We start from the raw sequence: 21,912 nt of genomic DNA on the forward strand, positions 1-21,912 counted from the left end.
GCCAGGATCAAACTCTCCAATAAAGTTAGTTTGTCTAGCATCATAAAATAAAAATTGACGTTTCACGTTGTTTGTTTCGTTCAGTTTTCAAAGAACTACTTAGTCGCTCATTTGCGACTTCCTTATGTTAACATTTTCGTTTTTTGATGTCAACTAAGTTTTTTAATTTCTTTTTTGTCGTTTTCTGCGTTGCTGCATCAGCGACGGTTATTAATATATCATGCGGTACATAAAGGGTCAATACTTTTCATAAAAAAATTTCACATCCCGTTAAAACTTTAAACTCATGTTCCAAAAGCCATTATAGCTTCCCTTCATCCTACTCCAAATTTCATATCTTATCACTCTATCACATTTTTAGACGAGTGAAAATTCTAAATTTTATGTTATATTATTGTTATAGGAGCGTGGTGAGAATGGGCATTAAATATTCGAACAAAATCAATAAAATCCGGACCTTTGCATTAAGTTTAGTATTTATCGGTCTCTTTATTGCATACTTAGGAGTCTTTTTTCGTGAGAACATTATTATTATGACAACATTTATGATGGTTGGCTTTTTAGCTGTTATCGCTAGTACTGTCGTTTACTTTTGGATTGGTATGTTATCTACTAAAACTGTACAAATTATTTGTCCAAGCTGCGATAAACCTACAAAAATGCTCGGTCGTGTCGACGCATGTATGCATTGCAACCAACCTTTAACAATGGATCGAAATCTAGAAGGAAAAGAATTTGATGAAAAATATAATAAGAAGAGCTATAAGTCATAAGTATATACGGAGACAATGCATCCTTACAAAACTAAACATGAAAAGGTGATTTCTTAATCAAGAAATCACCTTTTGTATTTTTCTTTAATTAAATGAGGTTGTGTACCGAACATTTTAACTCCCCCTGAACCTAACGTACTTCCTATATATAATAAAGAAAGAGGTTGACGTAAAGCCGTCAGCCTCTTTCTTTATTATATATTACGCCTTATGACACTCTGGACAAACGCCATAAATTTCTAAGCGATGACTATTAATAACGAAGCCTGTCGTTTTCGCAGCTTCCTCTTCAAGCTGTTCCAAACCTCCATAAGGAAAATCAACAATCTTACCACATTTTTCACAAATCACATGATAATGTTGACTTGTAACATAATCAAATCTACTTGAAGCGTCTCCATAAGTTAATTCCTTTACAAGTCCAACCTCTTTAAATACACGCAAGTTATTATAGACAGTTGCAACACTCATATTTGGAAACTTACCTTCTAATGCTTTATAAATTTCATCCGCTGTTGGGTGCGTCATAGATTCCACAAGGTACTCTAAAATAGCATGACGCTGTGGAGTAATGCGTACACCCGTATTTTTCAGCATTTCTAGCGCTTCTTTTAATTCTTCTTTGACCACCGTCATGCACCCCGATTCTATACGGATTATTATTTTATAATTCTTATAAAGAGTGTACTCCTTTTCTTATAAATCGTCAATATTTCTACTATAAGTATGTGGTTTATTTTTGCATATAGCCTTATTCTTATGTATCTTTCCCTATTTTTTATGCATTTACAATAGAAAAAAAGTGCGACATAATCGCACTTGGAATACTATCATCTGAGGAGGTATGCCCTACACTTCACTTTATGTAAGACAATAAAATATGTATAGACACTCGCCTTACTTCTATATATTTTATCTCCACAATGGATTTACTTTATATAAGAAAGAACATCTTCAATATGTCCCTTCACTTTCACTTTACGCCACTCTTTTACAAGCTCACCGTCTTTATTAATAAGGAATGTAGAGCGCTCAATTCCCATGTACTCTTTCCCAAAGTTCTTTTTCAACTTCCAAACATCATACAATTCCGCTACCTTATGATCTTCATCTACTAAAAGTACAAATGGAAGTTCATGCTTCTCAATGAACTTCAGATGTCTGTTCGCTGAATCAGGGCTTACACCAAGAATAACTGTATCCTTCTCTTGAAATAATCCATATGCATCTCGAAAATCACACGCTTCAGTTGTACACCCTGGAGTCATATCTTTCGGATAAAAATATAGAACTACATTTTTACCACGAAAATCAGCTAAGCGAACTTGTTCCCCGTTACTTCCCTCTAATGTAAATTCTGGAGCCATTTCTCCTACTGTAATCATTATTATCACTCCTACTCTTTTCTTTTACTATAACAAATGCTTCCTTATTTTTCATTGTCTATTACGGACCTCATTACAAAAGCAAACGGTAATGTATATCCAATTAGCGCTTCTCCAATCGCAATCCATCGCCCAATTCCAATCGGAGATATGTCACCATATCCAACAGACAATAAAGTAACTGCGCTAAAATATAAACAAATTTCAACCAGTTGAAAAGAGTGAGCGTTTAAGCTTTCTCCATCCTCTTTCAAAACTGCAAAACCCATTTCCTCTAATACAACGTAACTTAATCCAAATGCAATCAATACTGTTGTATAAATCAAAAATAATGTAGCTAAATTATACAGCGAAAAAAAACGCATTGAATCCGAATAGGAACTCCATAATAATTGGACACTCCTCAAAATAGCAATTGCTGCAATTAATAGAATAAATCCCCATAACATGTCCTCCACCTCATTTTATATGTATGAGACAGCCATTAGATTTATCCCTTAGAAACAAACAAGCTTTTATAATTAATTCCCTGCACCACGGTACCTTTTTACCCCCTGATTCCAAAGAGTAATTGCAATCGTAAAACAGATAACACCAACGAGCGGTGTTGCAAATGCATAGCTATTCCACTCTGTTTTTCTTAAAAAGTACGCTGCTGGATACACTCCGACAAACGCAAATGGTAGGACAAACGTTAAAATGAAGCGAATCACACGGTTATAAATATTAACAGGATAGCGGCCATAATTCCCTATGTTATACATTAGCGGCATAATCGAACTTTTCGCGTCCGACCAAAAACCAAGACTTGCAAGCGTAACAAATATCCCTCCGTATACAAGTGCGCCCCCTCCTACCATCAACAAGAATAAGAAGATATCGTACCAGTAAAAAGATAATTGCAACTCCACTGCTGCGTAGCCCATTACAATCATTCCCGTAATCGCTCCAATTAAAGATTCAAGCTCCATTCTCTCTAATATAATTTGAAATAAACTATGAATCGGTCTCGTTAATATGCGATCCATTTCTCCTTTAATAATGTAACGATCATTAAAGTCCCATATGTTAAAGAAAGCTGAGAAAATGGCAAACGGCACTAAAAAGAAACCATAAATAAAGATGACTTCTTCTCTACTCCAACCTTTTAATGCTTGCGTATGTCCAAACACAACAAGAATAAAGATTAAATTAACAGCCTGTAGTGATAAATCAGAAAGTAACCCAACGATAAAATCGCCCCGATACTCCAATTTTGTTTTTATATATTGACTTGCATATTGCAAAAATAGTTTTATATATATCATCTCATCATCCCCCTTGTACAATTAGACGTTTTCTCGCCGTTCTCCACATGAGTACAATCGGAATAATAAGTACAATGGCCCAAATTACTTGGAATAATAATGCCTCATACAATTTACTTCCTTGTATACCTTCTGAGAAAATCATACTCGGAATATAACTAATAGCCTGAAACGGTAAAAACATCATTGCCTTTTGGGCCCATAACGGATAAAAACTAATTGGTAATAATAGACCTGAAAACAAATCAATAACAACACGTTTTGCATACATAATTCCGCTATTATTAAATAAGAAGAATGTGAGCATTCCCGTCATTAAATTAATTTGTGTATTAATAATAAAACTAAATATTAAAGATAAGAAGAAATATAACCACGTTTGAAAGTTCGTTGTAATTTGCAATGAAAATAATAAGGTAACGATGACCATACCCGGAATTGAAAAGAAGGCAAAGCGAAATATTCCTTCACCAAGACCTTGCATCACTTTCATCCCTAAATAGTTATATGGGCGTATCAGTTCTACCGCTACACGTCCTTCTTGAATCTCCATCGCAATTTCCCTGTCTATATTATTAAAATAAAAAGCACGTGCCATCCATGCAATTGCGATATACGTAGTCATTTGCGAAATAGATAAACTTTCAATATTCTCTTTTCCGCTATAAATTGCTTGCCACAAAAAATAATATGCGCCGATATTAATTGTATAAATTAAAATCCCGCTATAGTAGTTTGTACGATACGCAAGCATCATTAAAAAGCGAATTCGAATCATTTCAATGTACTTACCCATGTTTAATACCTTCTTCATAAATGTTACGAATAATTTCCTCTGTAGACACTTCATTAATTTTTAAATCTTTAATTTGAAAGGCTTGTACCACTTTAGAAATAAGCATTGAAATAATAACTTCTTCATTCGGTATTTTGGCAATCCACGCGTTTTCCTCTTTCGCTTTCGACCAAACGACATGACTATCTGGCATAACCATTGATAAATCCTGATAAGAAACTGGTGCGACAAACTGAAAATGTATTTCTTTCTCTGCTCCCCACTGCGTACGAAGATTATTTAAAGAACCGTCATACATAATATTGCCTTCATCCAACATGATAACGCGCTCACATAAAGCTTCAATATCAGTAATATCATGAGTTGTTAATAAAATCGTTGTTTTATAACGTTCATTCATTTCTTTTAAAAATTCACGTATTTTCAATTTCACAAGTACATCTAACCCAATTGTTGGTTCATCTAAAAATAATAACGGCGGATTATGAATTAATGCTGCCGCTAATTCACAACGCATTCTTTGACCTAAAGATAGCTTTCGAACTGGCTTATCTAATAAAGGGCCAATATCTAACGTTTCGATTACGTGCTCCATATGTTCTTTATACTGAGCGTCTGATACACCGTACACTTTTTTTAATAAACGAAACGATTCTTGTACGGCAATATCCCACCAAAGCTGTGAGCGTTGACCGAAAACAACACCAATCGTTCTTACAAATTCTTCCCTCTGCTTATGCGGGTTCATCCCATTTACTAAAATGTCTCCTGATGTCGGAGTCAAAATCCCCGTAAGCATTTTAATTGTCGTTGATTTACCAGCACCATTCTCACCGATATATCCAACCATTTCACCTTGTTTCACAGTAAAAGATACATCATTTACTGCTGGTACTATTTTATAATTACGATTTAATAAATCGCGAAATGCACCCTTTAAACCTGGACGACTTGAATAGGCTGTAAATTCTTTACGTAACCCTTGTACCTCAATTACCGATTTCATAACCGGACCCCCTTCCTAAATGTCACAACGAATAGTTTACCCAACTGCCTTCTCTATCACAAACAATACGTCTTTTCGAAAAACATGTTAGAATAATACATAGATTTTTGTAAGGAGATGAATGGTAGTGAAATTCACAAAATCAGAAGCATTACATAAAGAAGCTTTAGAACATATCGTTGGCGGTGTTAATAGTCCTTCTCGTTCTTTTAAAGCAGTTGGTGGCGGCGCTCCTGTTGCTATGGAACGTGGAAAAGGTGCTTATTTCTGGGATGTAGACGGAAATAAATATATCGATTATTTAGCAGCATACGGTCCTATTATTACTGGACATGCTCACCCGCACATTACAAAAGCAATTACAACAGCTGCTGAAAATGGTGTACTTTACGGAACTCCAACAGCGCTAGAAGTAAAATTTGCAAAAATGTTAAAAGAAGCAATGCCTGCATTAGATAAAGTCCGCTTCGTAAACTCTGGTACTGAAGCTGTAATGACAACAATTCGTGTCGCTCGCGCTTACACAGGCCGCACAAAAATTATGAAATTCGCTGGTTGTTACCACGGTCATTCTGATTTAGTACTTGTAGCAGCTGGATCTGGTCCTTCTACACTAGGAACTCCTGACTCAGCCGGTGTACCACAAAGTATCGCTCAAGAAGTTATTACCGTTCCATTTAATAATGTAGAAACTTTAAAAGAAGCATTAGATAAATGGGGACATGAAGTAGCAGCTATTCTTGTAGAACCAATCGTTGGAAACTTCGGTATTGTAGAGCCAAAACCTGGCTTCCTTGAGAAAGTGAATGAACTTGTTCACGAAGCTGGTGCACTAGTAATTTATGATGAAGTTATTACTGCTTTCCGCTTCATGTACGGTGGTGCTCAAGACTTACTTGGCGTAACACCAGACTTAACAGCGCTTGGTAAAGTTATTGGCGGCGGACTTCCAATCGGTGCTTACGGTGGTAAGAAAGAAATTATGGAACAAGTTGCCCCTCTTGGACCTGCATATCAAGCTGGTACAATGGCGGGAAATCCTGCTTCTATGGCATCTGGTATTGCTTGTCTAGAAGTTCTTCAACAAGAAGGGCTTTATGAAAAATTAGATGAACTTGGTGCAATGCTTGAAAAAGGAATTTTAGAGCAGGCTGAAAAACATAATATCGATATTACATTAAACCGCCTAAAAGGCGCTTTAACTGTATACTTCACAACAAATACAATTGAAGATTACGATGCAGCACAAGATACAGACGGAGAAATGTTCGGTAAATTCTTCAAGCTTATGCTGCAAGAAGGAATTAACTTAGCACCTTCTAAATACGAGGCATGGTTCTTAACGACAGAACATACAAAAGAAGATATTGAATATACAATTGAAGCTGTAGGTAGAGCATTTGCTGCTTTAGCAAACAATAAATAATCCCGTCATTCAAAGGAAAAAAGAAAGCACACCTTTCTTTTTTCCTTTTTTCTATTTCATAAATCCCTTATTAATAGTATAATTATTCATAATTATCTGTTTAATTTTTCTTTTATATCCTTACTATCTTTGTATACAAGGCTGCTCACGCCTTAAATAGTAAGATTATTCAAACTTTCATAAGAGGGGGGATTGACGGATGCTCAATAAAACAAACACATGGACACCGTCTTTATTTCGAGATTACAAAAATGCAGAACACGATGCGTGTGGAATCGTTTCCGTTATGGAGAAACGAAAAATTCCTACAAAAGAAAATATTGATCTTTGCATACAATCGCTCGTCAAAATGAATCATAGAGCTGGTTTCATTAATGGCGAAGGCGATGGAATCGGTATTCACATTGATGTACCAAAAGCACTTTGGAATGAAAAATTTAAAAGTAGCGGATATAATCCAACGATCGTGGATCATCCCCACTTTATCGTTGGACATTTTTTTCTAAACAAAAACGAAAATATAGTTAATTTAAAAAATCATATTCGTACACAACTAAACAACGAAAACTTTGCAATTCTTTTCGAAAGTGATGATGTAATAAACTCCGATGCACTCGGTCCACTTGGTAAACAAGAAGAACCTTTATTTTGGCAAGTTGCTCTTATCGCAGAAAATGAAGTTGCAAATATTGAGCAAACATTATTTACAGTAACGATAAAAATAGAAGAAAATGAAGCGATTCATGTTGCTTCCTTAAGTCGTGATCACGTTGTATATAAAGTTCTCGGTGCTGGGGATACACTTGTTGCCTATTACAATGATTTACAACACCCACTTATTGCTTCAACTATGACACTAGGACACAATCGCTATTCTACTAATACATTATCTAACTTTTTTCGTGTACAACCATTTAGTATCCTCGGACATAATGGTGAAATTAACACAATTGCAAAATTACGCGATCAAGCCAAAATGATTCACGTTCCACTTACTGCTGGGGGCAGTGACTCCCAAGATTTAAACCGTACCTTAGAAACTCTACTTGTTCAATACAACTACAGTTTATTTGAAGCAATGGATATACTATTCCCGCCAATTATTAATGAAATTAAACTTTATGAACCACATTTACAAGATTTATATACGTATATACGTGAAGCATGGGGCCATTTTGCACAAGGTCCAGCTGGCATTATTTCACGTTATAAAGATGAAGCTGTTTTCAGCGTGGATTCCCTTGGGCTACGACCAGTATGGAAAGTAGAGACAGAAAGCTCTTATATTTTCTCTTCTGAACCTGGAGTTGTATCACCAACTGAATATGTAGCAGAACCAAAACCACTCGCTCCAGGGGAAAAAGTCGGACTAAAGTGGAATGAACAAGATGAGCTTGTTCTTTATGAATATGACAAATACCAAGCTCAAGTATATGACCGTTTTAAAAAACGAGTGGATACTAAAGATTATCATTTAAACTTATCTACCCCTGAAACGAAAGAAATCCAAGGATTATGTGATTCTATGCAAGTTGAAACAAAACAATACGTTGCTTTCGGATGGGATCGTGAACATATTCAGCTTCTTGAACAGATGGCAACAAAAGGCGTTGAGCCAATTCGCTCACTTGGGCATGACTCACCACTCGCTGCACTCGATACTGGTAGACGAAATATCGCTGACTTCATTAAGGAAAGTGTAGCTGTTGTTACAAATCCAGCAATCGATCGCGATCGAGAAGTTGAACACTTCTCCACACGAACGATACTTGGCGAACGTCCAAGTTTATTGGCTGGTGCTAAACAGCCATTTGTAGTTGAGATGCTTTCCCCAATCATTTTAGAAGGAAGTGTAGCACAATCTATTGCAGAAGAATTACACACAGTTACGTACGAGCAACTTATACAACTATTCAATACTCATAGCTCTATCGCTACAATCTCTGCTACATTCAGTCAGGCAGAAACTTTACAATGTGCCTTAAGTCGAATTAGTTCTGAAGCGATAACAGCTGTAAACGATGGGGCTTCCCTACTATTAATAGACGATGCCAACGCTCATCTCAATGAACAGTTATGGATTGATCCGCATTTAGTTACTGCGAAAGTACATCAAGTATTAAGCGAAAATAAATTACGCCGAAACTGTTCTCTCGTTATACGTTCGGGTGCCCTTCGCTCCTTACACGATATCATCACAATGTATGGATTAGGAGCAGATAGTATCAATCCATATTTATTATTTGCAACCGTAAATGATGGGACAAAAACACCAATTACGAATTTATATCATGCACTTAATAAAGGACTGGAAAAAGTCATTTCAACAATTGGAATTCATGAATTGCGTGGTTACGGTCGCCTCTATTCTTCTATCGGGTTACATGAAGAAATCGCAAATATATTGCAAATTACAAATTTCTTAGGTTCAAATGATTTAGCTTTTTCTCTTGAATCACTTGCTGAAGATGCACAAATGCGAGCGAACGATTATAACAATCCTAAAGTTAGAATGCGAAAATCTTTTCATATATTCCCGCGAATTTGGAAAGCAATTGGCGATGTTGCAAAAGGAAACTCTTATGATGATTACCGTGAAAAATTAAGTGAATTAGAAGAAAATAACCCCATCGCAATTAGACACCTTGTTCAAACGAAAGAAACAAAACATATCATTCCGGCTGAAGAAGTGTCCATCAGTATTCAAAATCATGATTTACCATTTATTATTAGTTCCATGTCATTCGGTTCTCAAAATGAAATTGCCTTTCGTGCATATGCAGAAGCAGCCGATCAGCTAAATATGATTAGTTTGAACGGTGAAGGCGGCGAAATTAAAGATATGATTGGAAAATATCCACATACACGTGGACAACAAATTGCGTCCGGACGATTTGGCGTAAACGCCGAACTACTCAATTCATCAAACTTAATTGAAATAAAAATTGGGCAAGGCGCAAAGCCTGGTGAAGGTGGACATTTGCCAGGTTCAAAAGTAACAGCCAAAATCGCTGAAGCGCGTAATGCGACAATTGGATCAGATTTAATTTCACCTTCTAACAACCATGATATTTATTCCATTGAAGATTTAGCTCAAATGATTACAGAAATTAAAACGGCTAATCAACTTTCGAAAGTAGCTGTAAAAGTCCCTGTCGTCCCTAACATTGGAACAATTGCTGTTGGTATCGCAAAAGCTGGTGCTGATTTTATTAACATTAGCGGATTTGATGGTGGTACAGGAGCTGCACGTATTCACGCATTGCAACATGTAGGGCTTCCTGTAGAAATTGGTGTGAAAGCCGCTCACAATGCTTTATTAGAAGCAAATATGAGACATAAGGTAGAAATTTGGGCTGATGGTGGTATTCGAAGTGTGAATGATGCCTTGAAAATTATGCTCCTTGGAGCAAATCGCATTGGATTTGGTACATTATCCATGATTGCAATTGGCTGTACAACTTGCCGTGGATGTCATCTAGATACTTGCCACGTTGGAATCGCAACACAGATTGAATCTGAAGCTCAAGCGAAAGAACACGGATTACGCCGCTTCGTCCCGCGTGAATTAGAAAGCGCCGTGGCTGGATTATTACATTTATTCACTACTTTTGGCGAAGAACTAAAACGATTAACAGGAGATCTCGGCTATACAAATTTACAAGAAATTGTCGGGCGTTCCGATTTATTAGAACAAGTTCGAGGCAAAAATTTATTAAACTTATGTAATTTACTACAAACGATAGAACATCCATCTAGTACAAAAACAGAACACGTACTAGAAAAACAATTTGAAACAATTCATTCTCCTCATTCAAAAGAATTAGTAGGCGTTGGCGTAGAGCAACGTGTTATGGGTGGTCTAGAATCTTGTTATCGCGTTCGTAGTAAATTATATGAAGACACGAAGCTTGAACCACTTACATTAAAGTATACGAATGGCTCGATTCCTGGAAATGGATTAGGTGCTTACAATAGTGAGAACTTATTTATACACGTAAATGGCGGCGCACAAGATGGTATTGGTAAAACCTCCTTTGGTGGTGGTATTTATATAACGAAAGCAAAAGGAAAAGACGGTCTATATTATAACGGTTCTGTCGGAAAAGGTTTTGGATACGGTGCACAAAAAGGGGCGCTATACGTTCAAGGTAACGCTGATGCTCGCGCTGGCATTCGCCTCTCTGGAGCAGACATGATAATTGGCGGACGCATGACAAAGCCACTCCGTGAAAAAGAGCAAGGGAATATAGGAGCATACTCTAATATTAAAGGTTTCGCTTTTGAATATATGACAAATGGGCGCGCTCTTGTTTTAGGGGATCCTGGTCCATGGATTTGCGCTGGTATGACTGGCGGGGTTGTTTATTTACGCCATGATTCAAGCTTAGGTTTAACAGAACAGGCATTAAAAAGAAGAATCGCAAAAGGAGCAAATGTTACATTACAACCAATTAGTAAAAATGGTGTGCAAGATGTGACCGAGTTATTACTAGATTATATCCGTGTATTAAATGAACATGAGCAATACGAGGAAGTTGCTTTATTGACACCGTTATTCGATGATATGCAGCAACAGTTTTTTGAAATCATCCCGAAAAAAGAGCAGGCTGATCCATCTATCTCAACAGAGTGATATGCCTAATTTTCATCTTCAAGAAAAAAATTGACGAAGTACACTTCTCATAGTAATCTATAGTAACAATTTGAAACCTGCTGAAATTCAGCAGGTTTTTTTACTAAAAATTGATGTTTAAAAAGAATTAGGAAAAAGTATAAAATGAATCTTAATTTCTTATTAACGTCACTAAAATATCACTTGCTAACATATTGTAATGAATGTATAGTATCATGTTGTACATTCATTATGACAAGAGAAAGGATCTTATTAAGGGTATGAAACTTGGTGCTCGCATTTTAAAAACGGGTATTGCCATCACATTAGCTTTATTTGCTTGTATTTTACTTAACTTACCGAGTCCAGTATTTGCGGGAATTTCAGCTATCTTCGCTGTTCAACCGTCTGTATACCGTTCGTATTTAACTGCACTTGAACAAATTCAAGCAAACGTCATTGGTGCGGTATTCGCTATCGCATTCGCTACTGCTTTTGGACATAATCCTTTTATTATTGGATTAACATGTATATTAGTAATTGCTCTTACATTGCAATTACGATTAGAAAACACAATATCAATTGCTTTAGTAACAGTTATCGCTATTATGGAGTATCAAGGTGAAGATTTCTTTAGTTTTGCCTTACTTCGATTTGCGACGATTATGGTTGGGATTATTGCGGCTTCACTTGTAAATTTAGTGTTTATGCCTCCAAAATACGAAACAAAGTTATATCATCGCATCGTTGATAATACAGAAGAAATTGTAAAATGGATTCGAATGAATAGCAGGCAAGCTTCTGATTTTACAACATTAAAAACTGATATTGATCGTATGAAAGAAAAAATGATCAAACTAAACCATTACTATTTGCTGTATAAAGAAGAAAGAAGCTATACGAAAAAAGTAAAGTTCGCAAAAATTCGTAAGCTTGTTTTATTCAGACAAATGTTAGCGACGACAAGTCGTGCTTTAAGTACGTTAAAATCATTACATCGTACTGAAAACGAACTGCGCTATATGCCAGAAGAATTCCAGGAATCTATTCAGAACGAACTTGATTCATTAACACATTATCATGAACAAGTTTTATTAAAATTTATTGGTAAAGCAAAAAAACAACAATCTGTTGAAATGCTTGATGAAGTTGAAACAGGTAAACAGGAATTAATTGATATCTTTATGGAATATCAAAACAAGGATGATGAAGAAGCATATAAAACATGGCTACATCTCTTCCCTCTTATTTCCGCTATTATTAACTATAGTGAAGAAGTAGAGCATTTAGATTTACTTGTGGATAGCTTCTACACATACCATAAACCAGAAGCAGAACTCAAAATCGATGATAAAAAAGAAGACGAATAAAAAACAGCTCCTTTTACGCTAAAGGAGCTGTTTCTGTTATATGTTGAAGTTGATATAAATTGTGGTAATATCCTCTTTTTTTCATTAATTCTTCATGAGATCCTGTTTCTTTAATTTCACCATCTTCAATGTAAATAATCGTATCCACATGCGTAATCGTCGCCAATCGATGTGCAATTATGATCGTCGTTCGATCAGCAGCTAACGTCTGAAGCGCCTCTTGAATATATCTTTCATTTTCTAAATCCAAAGCGGAAGTCGCTTCATCTAATATAAGTAACGATGGATTCTTTAAAAACACGCGTGCAATCGCTACACGTTGCCTTTGCCCACCAGATAACTTCACACCGCGTTCCCCGACGACAGTATTATAACCATCAGGTAACTCAATAATAAAATCATGAATTTGCGCAGCTTTGGCAGCTGCAATTACTTCTTCCTCTGTCGCTTTCGGATTCCCATATAAAATATTTGCCCCGATTGTATCGCTAAATAACAAATTATCTTGCAGTACAATTCCAATATGACTACGTAAATTTCTCATATCATACTTTCTAACATCTATCCCATCTACATAAACTGCGCCTGAAGAGACATCATAGAAACGCGGGATTAAACTAGCAAGAGATGACTTCCCTCCCCCACTTGCTCCTACAAGTGCTACCTTCTCTCCTGGCAACATAGTTAACGAAAGGTTATGTAATACCTCTTTTTCATCCGAATTGTAACGAAAAGATACATTATCAAATATCACTTCACCATTTAATTTTTTCGTTTGTACCGCACCTGGTACATTCACAATATCATATTTTTCGTCTAACAGTTCAAACACCCGATCCATCGATGCGAAAGACTGTGTTAATGTCGTAGAGGAATTAACAAGGCGGCGAAGTGGACTATACAAACTATCCATATATCCAACAAAGGCAACCATAGTTCCTAATGTTAACTGCCCCTGAATCACTTCATACGCTGCAAAACCGATCACGAGTAACGGCCCTAAATCTGTTAACGTATTTACTGCTGAAAATGTTCTCGCCGTCCAACTCGTATGCGTTAACGCTTTCGTCAAAAATTCATTATTTCTTTTTTCAAATTGCTTCCCTTCATACTCTTCTAATGCAAAGCTACGTGTCACTTGCATCCCTTGAATACGTTCATGTAAATACCCTTGCATCGTTGCTAACGCTTGTGAACGCTCTTTCGTCAATTTTCGAAGACGCCCGAAAAAATATTTCACTGCCACTACATAAATAGGTAAAATTAATAGCGCAACAAATGTCAATTTTATATTCATAGAAAACATAACAATAATAGCGATAGCAATTGTTGCTGTATCTAACCAAACATTCATCAAACCAGTAATTACAAAATCCTTCGTTTGTTCTACATCATGAATGACACGTGAAATAATCTCCCCTGTTTTTGTATTCGAATAATAACGTAAACTCAAATTTTGTAAATGACCAAAAATATGTTTTCGCAAATCATATAGTATTGTATTTGCGATACGCTGCGCAAAATATTGACGATAATATTCAATCGGCGGTCTTAACACTGCAAAAATAAAAAAAGCAATCCCAATCGCTGTTACTAGTTGGGACGTCTTATCTTGAAGTGACCCTCCGCCCTGAATGACATCATCAATAATATACTTTAATAACCACGGCATAATGAGCGGGATGCCGAATTTAACTAGACCAATCATAATCGTAATAGCAATAAGCCATCGATATGGTTTAACAAATTGCAAATATCTTTTTATACCTTGCACATAATCCCCCCTCTAATAGGACAAACCTGCGGGGGAATCCCCTGCAGGTTTGTTTTAATTTCTGTACATTAAATATCTCTCATACCACATATCTACAAAGTCTGGTGCGAATGGCCCTTTTCTTTGATGAATCCATTGTGTTAATTGTGCTACATTTCGTTTTAAAATCGTATCAATCACAGGTGGATATTGCATAATTTGACTATGTTTTTCATATTCATCTTCATCTAAAAGCGTATATGTCATATCTGGATACACTTTAATATCTAAATCATAATCAATATACTTTAACGCTTCAGAATCATATGCAAAAGGTGAGCTTAAATTACAATAATAATATACGCCCTCTTCCCTTAACATTCCAATCACATTAAACCAGTAGTTTGCATGAAAATAACAAATTGCTGGTTCACGAGTAATCCATGTTCGGCCATCTGATTCTGTCACTACTGTACGATCATTTGCTCCGATCACAAGACTTTGTGTCCCTTTTAAAATCGTTGTCTCTTCCCACATTCTATGAATGGAGCCATTATGTTTATAACTATGTATTTGTACTTTTTCTCCTTCTTTGGGAAATCCCATATATGCTCCCTTCCTTCAACTGCAAATGCCCTTTGAACTGCATTCACTTTTTTTCTATTATAACTTTTTTGTCGAAATTTTAAAACTAAAGCGATAAGACTCTATGTTTCACAATGAATACCATATCCATAGTCTTTCTTAGGGAACGGGGCCAAACGAGGAAAGGAGAATAAAGTGAAACTTTAATCAGCCCTCACCAATCGGACTTTTATGGTCAGCCCGCCCCCCACCTAACTTCTTTGCTTTCGCTGCATTTTGAGGTGGGGGTCTTACTGCCCATTAAAGTGGGATAAAAAAAGTCCTTCCTCATTTCCATGTACAGAAGGACCTTTCACCTAAAGGCAACAATATATTTTATCCTAAATTTGAAATCATTTTTTCAGTTTCAAAAGATTGAATCACACTATTTGTTTGCTCTTCAAATTTCTCATGTAATAACTTAAGTGCTAATTCTGTTCTATATATTTCTTGGCGAATAAAATGTAATTCCTTTTTATCGCACGTATCCTTTTCGCTTATTTCAATTTGCTGATACTTCTCTAGGTGAGCTTGTAACTTCAACAACTCATCCATCGTTTCCAATTGCTCTCCTACCAACTTATCAAAATCGTTCATTACTTACCCCCTTTTGGATTTATTTATCAGTTATTATTTCCTCATTACATATTTCTAATCTTTAACTTCCTTCTCCTTTGACTACATTTGTTGACTTATTAGAAGTTATGTCGTTCGTTTTATTTTCATTACCATGACCAAAGCACAAAGAAAACACTTCTCCCGAATTAGAGAAGTGTTTTTCTTTCATTACTGATTTGAACTAGAAGATTGTGATTGTTTTGCAGCTGATTGTGCATTTTGTTTTTTCACAGCATGCACGTCTGTTTCAGTTGCAAATTCAGTACCATAACTAGCGTTTGCACTTTGTGCACCAGAAGCTTGTGCTTTCTTTGCTTCTGATTGTGCGTTTGCTTGTTTTACTGCTTGCACATCTGTTTCAGTTGAAAACTCTGTACCATAACTAGCATTTGTACTTTGAATGCTAGCACCAGAAGTTGCCTTGTTATAACCTTGTTGTTTTTTACTCATCTTTCTCACCTCCACAACCAATAATGTAACCAATTCTCTTAGAAGCTATCCGTGATTTTCTTTTTTTAATCTCCGTATATATCTCTTGTCACTCATTCAAACTATAGAAAATGGAGGTGGAAATATGTATATAGGACGCGATATGACTGAACTAACGATGATTTCAAAAAATGAGTGGAAAGAAGATGAATTGGCTTATTTTCATCATTCATTACAACAGATTTTGCCGTATTTAAATACAGAAGGTCAAAGTATCTACAAAGAAATTGTAATAGAAATTGAATCAAGAGGCGGCTTACAAGAAGGTGATGCTAGTTGGACTCATGGGACAAAAATTTCTTACGATTAAAAAAGTGTTCCCAATCTAGGGAACACTTTTTTGTTTATCCCGCTTTAATGGGCAGTAAGACCCCCACCTCAAAATGCAGCGAAAGCAAAGAAGTTAGGTGGGGGGGCGGGCTGCCCATTAAAGTCCGATTGGTGAGGGCTAATAATCAGTGAGAGATGAAGAACCCCCCCACTGATTAAAGTTTCACTTTATTGCATTGTAATTTTCTCAACACAACTCTCATAAATCGTACGATGCGATTTAGAGAAAGGTAATTGCTCAAATGCTTCTTTCGATACAATTTTCAATGTATCTGTTTCAACAATGTCACCAGTTACTTTTCCGTAAAATACGAATATATCCCAAGTGCGATGTGTAAAGGTATGTTGTACATTCATTGCGTATTCTTCAATAGAAATCGAAAGCTCAAATTTTTCTTTCATATAATCTATAAGCTGTTCCTTCTGATTACGAATCCCTTCGCCAAGTTCAATATTCGGAAACTCCCACATATTAGCTAATAAACCGGTACTTGGACGTTTATTAATGACGTAACGGCCATCTTCTGTTTGAAGTACTCCCGCAACAATCGGTACCATCTTAGGGGCTTTCGCTTTACTTTTTACTGGTAATTCCTTTTGAACACCTTCAGCATATCCCCTGCAATGCTCACGTACAGGACAAAGTAAGCATGCTGGATTTTTAGGAATACAAATCAGTGCTCCTAATTCCATCAAACCTTGATTAAAATAAGATGGATTTTCAGCCGAAATAATTTCACGCACAATCTCTTCAAACACTTTTCTCGTTTTCGGTTTTGCAATGTCATCCCATACTGATAAAATGCGAGATAATACACGCATAACATTTCCGTCAACTGCCGGCTCTGGTATACCATATGCGATACTTAAAATAGCACCTTTTGTATAGGGACCGACTCCCTTTAATTTCTCAATCTTCTTTACATCACTTGGCACAATCCCGCCATATACTTCTTTTACTTCTTTTACGGCTGCATGTAAATTTCGCGCTCTAGAATAATACCCTAAACCTTCCCATGCTTTTAACACTTCTTCATCATCAGCATTTGCCAAAGCTTCTAGAGTAGGAAACTTCCCCATGAAATTTGCGTAATATGGTTTTACAGCTTCTACCCTAGTTTGCTGCAACATAATTTCCGAAACCCAAACACGGTATGGATCTTTATTTTTACGCCACGGTAAGTCGCGTTGCTCTTTTTCAAACCAACCAATTAAATCATTTTGAAACTGCTCTATGTTAAAATTATTTAATATTTCAAGTGTCAAACTTGATCCCCCTCATTTTTTTGCATATAAGTACTATTATAAAGATTTTAGGAAAAAATTTAAGTAAGATGACATAGGAAATAGAAGGCAAAGGACTTGAGGTATCGAATAAAAAGAGTTACATTAATAAAAAACGGAGGTGGATTTCTATGGACACAGCCACTCACCTTGTTATGGGCGTTACTCTAGGCAGTTTGGCCACGTTAGATCCAGCCATAGCACAAAGTGATATTGGGCCACAAGCAGTTATGCTTGCTACAATTGCCGGCTCCAATATTCCTGACATCGATACAGTTTTAAAATTGCGTAATAACGCTAAATATATAAGAAATCATCGTGGGATTACTCATTCCATTCCTGCAGTGATTCTTTGGTCTTTCCTTATAAGTGGCATCTCTTTCGCCTTCTTTTCAGACGCTCCATATTTGCATCTACTACTTTGGTCCTTTATTGCCGTCTTTCTTCATGTCTTTGTAGATATTTTTAATGCCTACGGTACACAAGCATTACGGCCCTTCACCAAAAAATGGGTAGCGCTCGGCATCATTAATACATTTGATACCGTCATTTTCTTTATCCATATACTCGCAATTGCTTGTATGCTCGTAGGTTCCCATAAAGGATATACTGCCTTAGCAGCGTATATATTAATGATTGTTTACTACATGGGACGGATTATGATGCATAGAAATATAAGAAGCGTTGTACAAAAACGTTTCAAACATGTTGAGAAGATAATCATTTCTCCTTCTTATCGATTTTATCATTATCATTTAGCAGTCGTTACAACCGATTATTACTACGTTGCTAGATGGCATCGTGGTAACATCATGATCTATGATAAGTTCGATCGGGTACCGTTCCCAGATAATGCTATTATGCGCGCAGCTAAACAAGATGAAAACATCTCAGCATTTTTATCTTTCTCCCCTGTATATCGCTGGGACATTTTCGATTATGATCATTATTATGAAGTTCGATTCATTGATTTGCGATATCGTAGTAAAGACTATTATCCATTCGTTGCAATCGTTCAACTCGATCATAATTTAAATATTATTAGTTCCTATACAGGATGGATTTTTAGTGAAGAAAAACTTCGAAAAAAACTGGAGTTACTTCCACATTAAAAAAAGCGACTTCAGTCGCTTTTTTTAATGTTTCAAATGATCTTCTTGATTGATTAGATGGCTATATTTCGGATTATTTGTACGCATTTCATGAAGGCGTACTCCATGATTATTAATCCATGATCGTACCACTTGTTCAGTCATTTCTTCTCCTTGATAACGACCTGATTTCGCATAAGTCGTTTGAAAATCTTCCCACAGTAATTCAACCCAAGCACGCGCTTGTGCGTAAGAAAGCTTGTCATTTTTGTCTAATAGTTCTTTCGTTAATGCTTCATAAATATCATTCATGTTCTAGTCTCCTTTACCTAATTATCCCTTCATTTCTAAAGGATAGTTTCTTCTATTTTGCACATTCTATAATTGATACTTCTTCAAGAGGTATCAACTGATGATGAGGAGGGCGTTCGCAATGGGTAAACAAGCCGAATTTTGGTCTGAGTCAAAAAACAACAGCAAAATCGACGGTCAACCGAAAGCGAAATCACGCTTCGCTTCGAAACGACCTAACGGCACAATTAACACGCACCCACAAGAACGTATGCGTGCTGCAAATCAGCAGGAAGAGTAGTAACAAAGTAACTTAACTTCCTACACGAGGTGATAAAGATGAGCTACCGTGATCGCTTAGATAGTCGTTCTGAATTATTTAACCATACGTGGACTCGTCCGAAACATGCAAAAGCGCAAGTTAACGGACAGACGCAACAAACCCAGTCTCTCATTATATTGGCGAATGAATGTAAAAAACGCCAATTTTAGAATCTCCTATCTCCTGTAACGCCTACCAAAGATGAAAACCAGAGAGATATTCGCTCTCTGGTTTTTATTTTTCTTGCAATAAAGAAATCGGTATTCCAATCTCTTCATTATCATTTTGCTTATGTCCCCAAGCAAATACCCCATTGAAATACGTAATTTCAAATAATATACCAGGTTCTTCTACTAATTCATATGTCTCACCGATATGGAATTTGTTTATGTCAGTCATATAAGCGCGAGCCATTGCTATCTTTCGCATTAATACATCGAACTCATTTACAATTCCAAGTTGCTCAGCTTTTATTGCTTGCTCTTTCAAAACCCCAATTTCTTCCCTTAGCTCATATGATGTCATTTCACTGTAGCGTTTTGGCGTATTCATTTTTATTCCCTCATCCCTCTTCGCGTTTCATTTGTAAAAATATCTCTATCTCATCAATAGAGAATCCTTTACGATATAACGCTTGTTTCATCTTATTTTCAAATGTCCATCCATCATACTTCTTATATTTCTCATAATATTTATTCCCATGATAGTGTAACGCTTCTTGTTGCTTTTCGTCATCTTTTTCGTCTTTCAATTCTTCCAAACAAATTTGAATCACATCTCTAGAATATCCTTTACGAACAAGCATTTCGTCTAACTTTAGCTTCATTTGTAAAAAGGAATGCTTTTGATAAGATTTCTTTTTCTTTTCTATAAGAATTAAAGCATTCTCAATTTGCTTTTCCTTCGGATATTCTTGTAAACTATGCGTAATAATTAGATCCTGAACACCTTTATTTAACAACTCTCTTTTAATAACCGTTGGACCTTTTCGATTCACATTACTTTGCGTTCTCGTATATAAAATAGCATACTCTTTATCATTAATATATCGGTCATGTAATAATTTCGAAACGACTTCAGAGATGATGGCTTGTCCCACTTCTTTTTTTCGTAAAAAATCTTCTATTTCTAGTTTCGTTCTCATTTGATAGGATAAATAGGAGATTGCTTGTAAATATGCTTTTTGTACCTCTTCATTGTACAAAATATTTCCTAACGCTATTTCATCAATTTCTAAGCCCTTTTGTAATCCGTGTTTTATTAAGATTACTTCGTTCACACTAAATCCGTATTCTTCACCTTGACCTTTATCGATATAAATATTAAACCGTTCTTTCGATCGTTTTTGCACTTCTATTTTTGTAATGACAGCCATACTCTCACCTCTCTATTATTTTACCATAGTCAAGGAACGTTTTTGCTTTTCAAGAATATATATAATGAGGAGGAAATAATTGTGAAAATCGCAATTTCTGGTGGTACCGGCTTTATCGGTAAATACCTTTCTACTTTTTTTATTCAAAAAGGATATACTGTTTACATTCTCGCGCGAAAAAAAACTACTGAAACTTCCGATCCTAACCTTCAGTATGTACAATGGACACCAGATTTACAAACCTTCCCCCTCTCTTCTATTGATGTAGTTATTAATCTAGCTGGAGAGTCTATTAATAGTAGATGGACAAAGAAACAAAAGAAAGTCATTTTAAACAGTAGAATTCAAACAACAAAAAGACTCATTAAACAATTGCAGACACTCCCTACAAAACCACACACATTTATTAACGCAAGTGCAATTGGATACTATGGAACGTCTGAAACCGAGTCTTTTACAGAACAGCATGTGACTCCTGGAAATGACTTTTTAGCAAATACAGTATATTCATGGGAACAAGAAGCATCTAAAGCACGTGCTCTCGGAATACGGACAATCTACGCAAGATTCGGAGTCGTATTAGGTCCAGACGGAGGAGCCCTTCCAAAAATGCTACTTCCCTATCAATTCTATATCGGAGGTACAGTTGGATCTGGAAATCAATGGTTATCATGGATTCATATAGACGATGTCGTTCGCATGATTGATTTCATCATACACAAAGAAGAAATTGATGGACCTCTTAACATTACAGCTCCTGATCCTATAAGAATGAAGGAATTTGGAGAAATCATTGCAACTATAATAAAAAAACCTCATTGGTTACCTGTCCCTTCATTTATGCTTCATGCTTTATTAGGCGAGATGAGCATACTTGTACTAGAAGGGCAACATGTATTACCTAGTAAAGCAATTGAGTATGGGTATCAATACACATTTCCGTCAATAGACCATGCATTACAAAATATACTTTCGCATACAATGTAGTACTTCTAAAACACAGTTTTACAGAGGGCCCTTTCAAAACTTTTATTTTCTAGCATCCGGAGCATTATTA

At 36.1% G+C, this 21,912-nt stretch carries 23 protein-coding genes; 9 read left to right on the plus strand and 14 right to left on the minus strand.

Going from position 1 to position 21,912, the window contains the following annotated elements; translation table 11 throughout:
- Positions 1-416: 416 nt before the first annotated feature.
- Entirely contained in the window at positions 417-773 is a 357-nt protein-coding gene (locus MR079_RS09670) for a YgzB family protein (protein WP_000511742.1), read from the plus strand.
- Between the two features lie 201 nt (positions 774-974).
- Here MR079_RS09670 and perR read toward each other — a convergent pair whose 3' ends face one another.
- From perR to MR079_RS09700, 6 genes are all read right to left on the minus strand, one after another.
- A complete protein-coding gene (gene perR, locus MR079_RS09675; RefSeq protein ID WP_000237834.1) occupies positions 975-1,403 on the minus strand; it encodes a peroxide-responsive transcriptional repressor PerR in 429 nt (142 codons plus the stop codon).
- Between the two features lie 299 nt (positions 1,404-1,702).
- Positions 1,703-2,158, minus strand: coding sequence for a thioredoxin-dependent thiol peroxidase (gene bcp / locus MR079_RS09680; RefSeq protein WP_000633720.1), 456 nt, complete (start codon positions 2,156-2,158; stop codon positions 1,703-1,705).
- A 44-nt stretch (positions 2,159-2,202) separates the two neighbouring features.
- On the minus strand, positions 2,203-2,607 hold the full coding sequence (locus MR079_RS09685) for a potassium channel family protein (RefSeq protein WP_242293940.1): 405 nt from the start codon (positions 2,605-2,607) through the stop codon (positions 2,203-2,205).
- A 72-nt stretch (positions 2,608-2,679) separates the two neighbouring features.
- On the minus strand, positions 2,680-3,465 hold the full coding sequence (locus MR079_RS09690; RefSeq protein ID WP_000639354.1) for an ABC transporter permease: 786 nt from the start codon (positions 3,463-3,465) through the stop codon (positions 2,680-2,682).
- 4 nt (positions 3,466-3,469) lie between these two features.
- A complete protein-coding gene (locus MR079_RS09695; RefSeq protein ID WP_000521517.1) occupies positions 3,470-4,261 on the minus strand; it encodes an ABC transporter permease in 792 nt (263 codons plus the stop codon).
- The gene (locus MR079_RS09700) at positions 4,254-5,267 is read right to left on the minus strand and encodes an ABC transporter ATP-binding protein (RefSeq protein WP_000843646.1); all 1,014 of its coding nucleotides are present in this window, start codon (positions 5,265-5,267) and stop codon (positions 4,254-4,256) included. Before MR079_RS09700 ends, MR079_RS09695 begins: the two co-directional genes overlap by 8 nt.
- A gap of 121 nt (positions 5,268-5,388) precedes the next feature.
- Between MR079_RS09700 and hemL the strand changes: the two genes are divergently transcribed.
- From hemL to MR079_RS09715, 3 genes are all read left to right on the plus strand, one after another.
- The gene (gene hemL, locus MR079_RS09705; protein WP_000260535.1) at positions 5,389-6,693 is read left to right on the plus strand and encodes a glutamate-1-semialdehyde-2,1-aminomutase; all 1,305 of its coding nucleotides are present in this window, start codon (positions 5,389-5,391) and stop codon (positions 6,691-6,693) included.
- 199 nt (positions 6,694-6,892) lie between these two features.
- Positions 6,893-11,329, plus strand: a complete 4,437-nt coding sequence (locus MR079_RS09710; protein ID WP_242293941.1) for a glutamate synthase-related protein — start codon at positions 6,893-6,895, stop codon at positions 11,327-11,329.
- A gap of 260 nt (positions 11,330-11,589) precedes the next feature.
- Entirely contained in the window at positions 11,590-12,678 is a 1,089-nt protein-coding gene (locus MR079_RS09715) for an aromatic acid exporter family protein (protein ID WP_000765784.1), read from the plus strand.
- Positions 12,679-12,691: 13 nt separating this feature from the next.
- Here the strand turns inward: MR079_RS09715 and MR079_RS09720 are convergent, their stop codons facing one another.
- The 4 genes from MR079_RS09720 to MR079_RS09735 form a co-directional block, all read right to left on the minus strand.
- The gene (locus MR079_RS09720; RefSeq protein ID WP_139869526.1) at positions 12,692-14,452 is read right to left on the minus strand and encodes an ABC transporter ATP-binding protein; all 1,761 of its coding nucleotides are present in this window, start codon (positions 14,450-14,452) and stop codon (positions 12,692-12,694) included.
- A gap of 54 nt (positions 14,453-14,506) precedes the next feature.
- Positions 14,507-15,037 carry a nucleoside tri-diphosphate phosphatase gene (gene ntdP, locus MR079_RS09725; protein ID WP_000506628.1) on the minus strand — a complete coding sequence of 177 codons (531 nt, stop codon included), beginning with the start codon at positions 15,035-15,037 and terminating at the stop codon, positions 14,507-14,509.
- 354 nt (positions 15,038-15,391) lie between these two features.
- Positions 15,392-15,652, minus strand: a complete 261-nt coding sequence (locus MR079_RS09730; protein ID WP_000997573.1) for a YgaB family protein — start codon at positions 15,650-15,652, stop codon at positions 15,392-15,394.
- A 189-nt stretch (positions 15,653-15,841) separates the two neighbouring features.
- Positions 15,842-16,123, minus strand: a complete 282-nt coding sequence (locus MR079_RS09735; RefSeq protein ID WP_000039045.1) for a gamma-type small acid-soluble spore protein — start codon at positions 16,121-16,123, stop codon at positions 15,842-15,844.
- A 124-nt stretch (positions 16,124-16,247) separates the two neighbouring features.
- Between MR079_RS09735 and MR079_RS09740 the strand changes: the two genes are divergently transcribed.
- Positions 16,248-16,472, plus strand: a complete 225-nt coding sequence (locus MR079_RS09740) for a hypothetical protein (RefSeq protein WP_000275435.1) — start codon at positions 16,248-16,250, stop codon at positions 16,470-16,472.
- Between the two features lie 188 nt (positions 16,473-16,660).
- Here MR079_RS09740 and mutY read toward each other — a convergent pair whose 3' ends face one another.
- Entirely contained in the window at positions 16,661-17,758 is a 1,098-nt protein-coding gene (gene mutY / locus MR079_RS09745; RefSeq protein ID WP_139869524.1) for an A/G-specific adenine glycosylase, read from the minus strand.
- A gap of 149 nt (positions 17,759-17,907) precedes the next feature.
- On the opposite strand from mutY, the gene MR079_RS09750 reads away from it, so the two are divergent.
- Positions 17,908-18,888: a metal-dependent hydrolase gene (locus MR079_RS09750; protein WP_139869523.1), complete on the plus strand. Its 981-nt coding sequence runs from the start codon at positions 17,908-17,910 to the stop codon at positions 18,886-18,888.
- A gap of 24 nt (positions 18,889-18,912) precedes the next feature.
- On the opposite strand, the gene MR079_RS09755 is transcribed toward MR079_RS09750, so the two are convergent.
- The gene (locus MR079_RS09755) at positions 18,913-19,179 is read right to left on the minus strand and encodes a YfhJ family protein (protein WP_000998158.1); all 267 of its coding nucleotides are present in this window, start codon (positions 19,177-19,179) and stop codon (positions 18,913-18,915) included.
- Between the two features lie 121 nt (positions 19,180-19,300).
- Here MR079_RS09755 and MR079_RS09760 point away from each other — a divergent pair, with 121 nt between their 5' ends.
- Together MR079_RS09760 and MR079_RS09765 are read left to right on the plus strand one after the other, a co-directional pair.
- Positions 19,301-19,459: a small, acid-soluble spore protein K gene (locus tag MR079_RS09760; RefSeq protein WP_000517891.1), complete on the plus strand. Its 159-nt coding sequence runs from the start codon at positions 19,301-19,303 to the stop codon at positions 19,457-19,459.
- A gap of 38 nt (positions 19,460-19,497) precedes the next feature.
- Positions 19,498-19,650: a YpzG family protein gene (locus tag MR079_RS09765; protein WP_000122093.1), complete on the plus strand. Its 153-nt coding sequence runs from the start codon at positions 19,498-19,500 to the stop codon at positions 19,648-19,650.
- A gap of 64 nt (positions 19,651-19,714) precedes the next feature.
- Here MR079_RS09765 and MR079_RS09770 read toward each other — a convergent pair whose 3' ends face one another.
- Positions 19,715-20,032, minus strand: coding sequence for a YfhH family protein (locus MR079_RS09770; RefSeq protein WP_139869522.1), 318 nt, complete (start codon positions 20,030-20,032; stop codon positions 19,715-19,717).
- A gap of 10 nt (positions 20,033-20,042) precedes the next feature.
- Positions 20,043-20,855, minus strand: a complete 813-nt coding sequence (gene recX / locus MR079_RS09775; RefSeq protein WP_000268520.1) for a recombination regulator RecX — start codon at positions 20,853-20,855, stop codon at positions 20,043-20,045.
- An 81-nt stretch (positions 20,856-20,936) separates the two neighbouring features.
- Here recX and MR079_RS09780 point away from each other — a divergent pair, with 81 nt between their 5' ends.
- Positions 20,937-21,842: a TIGR01777 family oxidoreductase gene (locus tag MR079_RS09780; RefSeq protein WP_242293942.1), complete on the plus strand. Its 906-nt coding sequence runs from the start codon at positions 20,937-20,939 to the stop codon at positions 21,840-21,842.
- Positions 21,843-21,912 lie beyond the last annotated feature (70 nt).

This window comes from Bacillus cereus group sp. BfR-BA-01381 (assembly GCF_022663555.1).
Lineage (GTDB): Bacteria > Bacillota > Bacilli > Bacillales > Bacillaceae_G > Bacillus_A > Bacillus_A pacificus.

Excerpts from the sequence above, each read along its gene's own strand:
- MR079_RS09670 (WP_000511742.1), top strand. The coding sequence starts at position 417 with ATGGGCATTAAATATTCGAACAAAATCAATAAAATCCGGACCTTTGCA.
- bcp (WP_000633720.1), bottom strand. The coding sequence starts at position 2,158 with ATGATTACAGTAGGAGAAATGGCTCCAGAATTTACATTAGAGGGAAGT.
- MR079_RS09685 (WP_242293940.1), bottom strand. The coding sequence starts at position 2,607 with ATGTTATGGGGATTTATTCTATTAATTGCAGCAATTGCTATTTTGAGG.
- MR079_RS09690 (WP_000639354.1), bottom strand. The coding sequence starts at position 3,465 with ATGATATATATAAAACTATTTTTGCAATATGCAAGTCAATATATAAAA.
- MR079_RS09695 (WP_000521517.1), bottom strand. The coding sequence starts at position 4,261 with ATGGGTAAGTACATTGAAATGATTCGAATTCGCTTTTTAATGATGCTT.
- MR079_RS09700 (WP_000843646.1), bottom strand. The coding sequence starts at position 5,267 with ATGAAATCGGTAATTGAGGTACAAGGGTTACGTAAAGAATTTACAGCC.
- hemL (WP_000260535.1), top strand. The coding sequence starts at position 5,389 with ATGGTAGTGAAATTCACAAAATCAGAAGCATTACATAAAGAAGCTTTA.
- MR079_RS09710 (WP_242293941.1), top strand. The coding sequence starts at position 6,893 with ATGCTCAATAAAACAAACACATGGACACCGTCTTTATTTCGAGATTAC.
- MR079_RS09715 (WP_000765784.1), top strand. The coding sequence starts at position 11,590 with ATGAAACTTGGTGCTCGCATTTTAAAAACGGGTATTGCCATCACATTA.
- ntdP (WP_000506628.1), bottom strand. The coding sequence starts at position 15,037 with ATGGGATTTCCCAAAGAAGGAGAAAAAGTACAAATACATAGTTATAAA.
- MR079_RS09730 (WP_000997573.1), bottom strand. The coding sequence starts at position 15,652 with ATGAACGATTTTGATAAGTTGGTAGGAGAGCAATTGGAAACGATGGAT.
- MR079_RS09735 (WP_000039045.1), bottom strand. The coding sequence starts at position 16,123 with ATGAGTAAAAAACAACAAGGTTATAACAAGGCAACTTCTGGTGCTAGC.
- MR079_RS09740 (WP_000275435.1), top strand. The coding sequence starts at position 16,248 with ATGTATATAGGACGCGATATGACTGAACTAACGATGATTTCAAAAAAT.
- MR079_RS09750 (WP_139869523.1), top strand. The coding sequence starts at position 17,908 with ATGGACACAGCCACTCACCTTGTTATGGGCGTTACTCTAGGCAGTTTG.
- MR079_RS09755 (WP_000998158.1), bottom strand. The coding sequence starts at position 19,179 with ATGAATGATATTTATGAAGCATTAACGAAAGAACTATTAGACAAAAAT.
- MR079_RS09760 (WP_000517891.1), top strand. The coding sequence starts at position 19,301 with ATGGGTAAACAAGCCGAATTTTGGTCTGAGTCAAAAAACAACAGCAAA.
- MR079_RS09765 (WP_000122093.1), top strand. The coding sequence starts at position 19,498 with ATGAGCTACCGTGATCGCTTAGATAGTCGTTCTGAATTATTTAACCAT.
- MR079_RS09770 (WP_139869522.1), bottom strand. The coding sequence starts at position 20,032 with ATGAATACGCCAAAACGCTACAGTGAAATGACATCATATGAGCTAAGG.
- recX (WP_000268520.1), bottom strand. The coding sequence starts at position 20,855 with ATGGCTGTCATTACAAAAATAGAAGTGCAAAAACGATCGAAAGAACGG.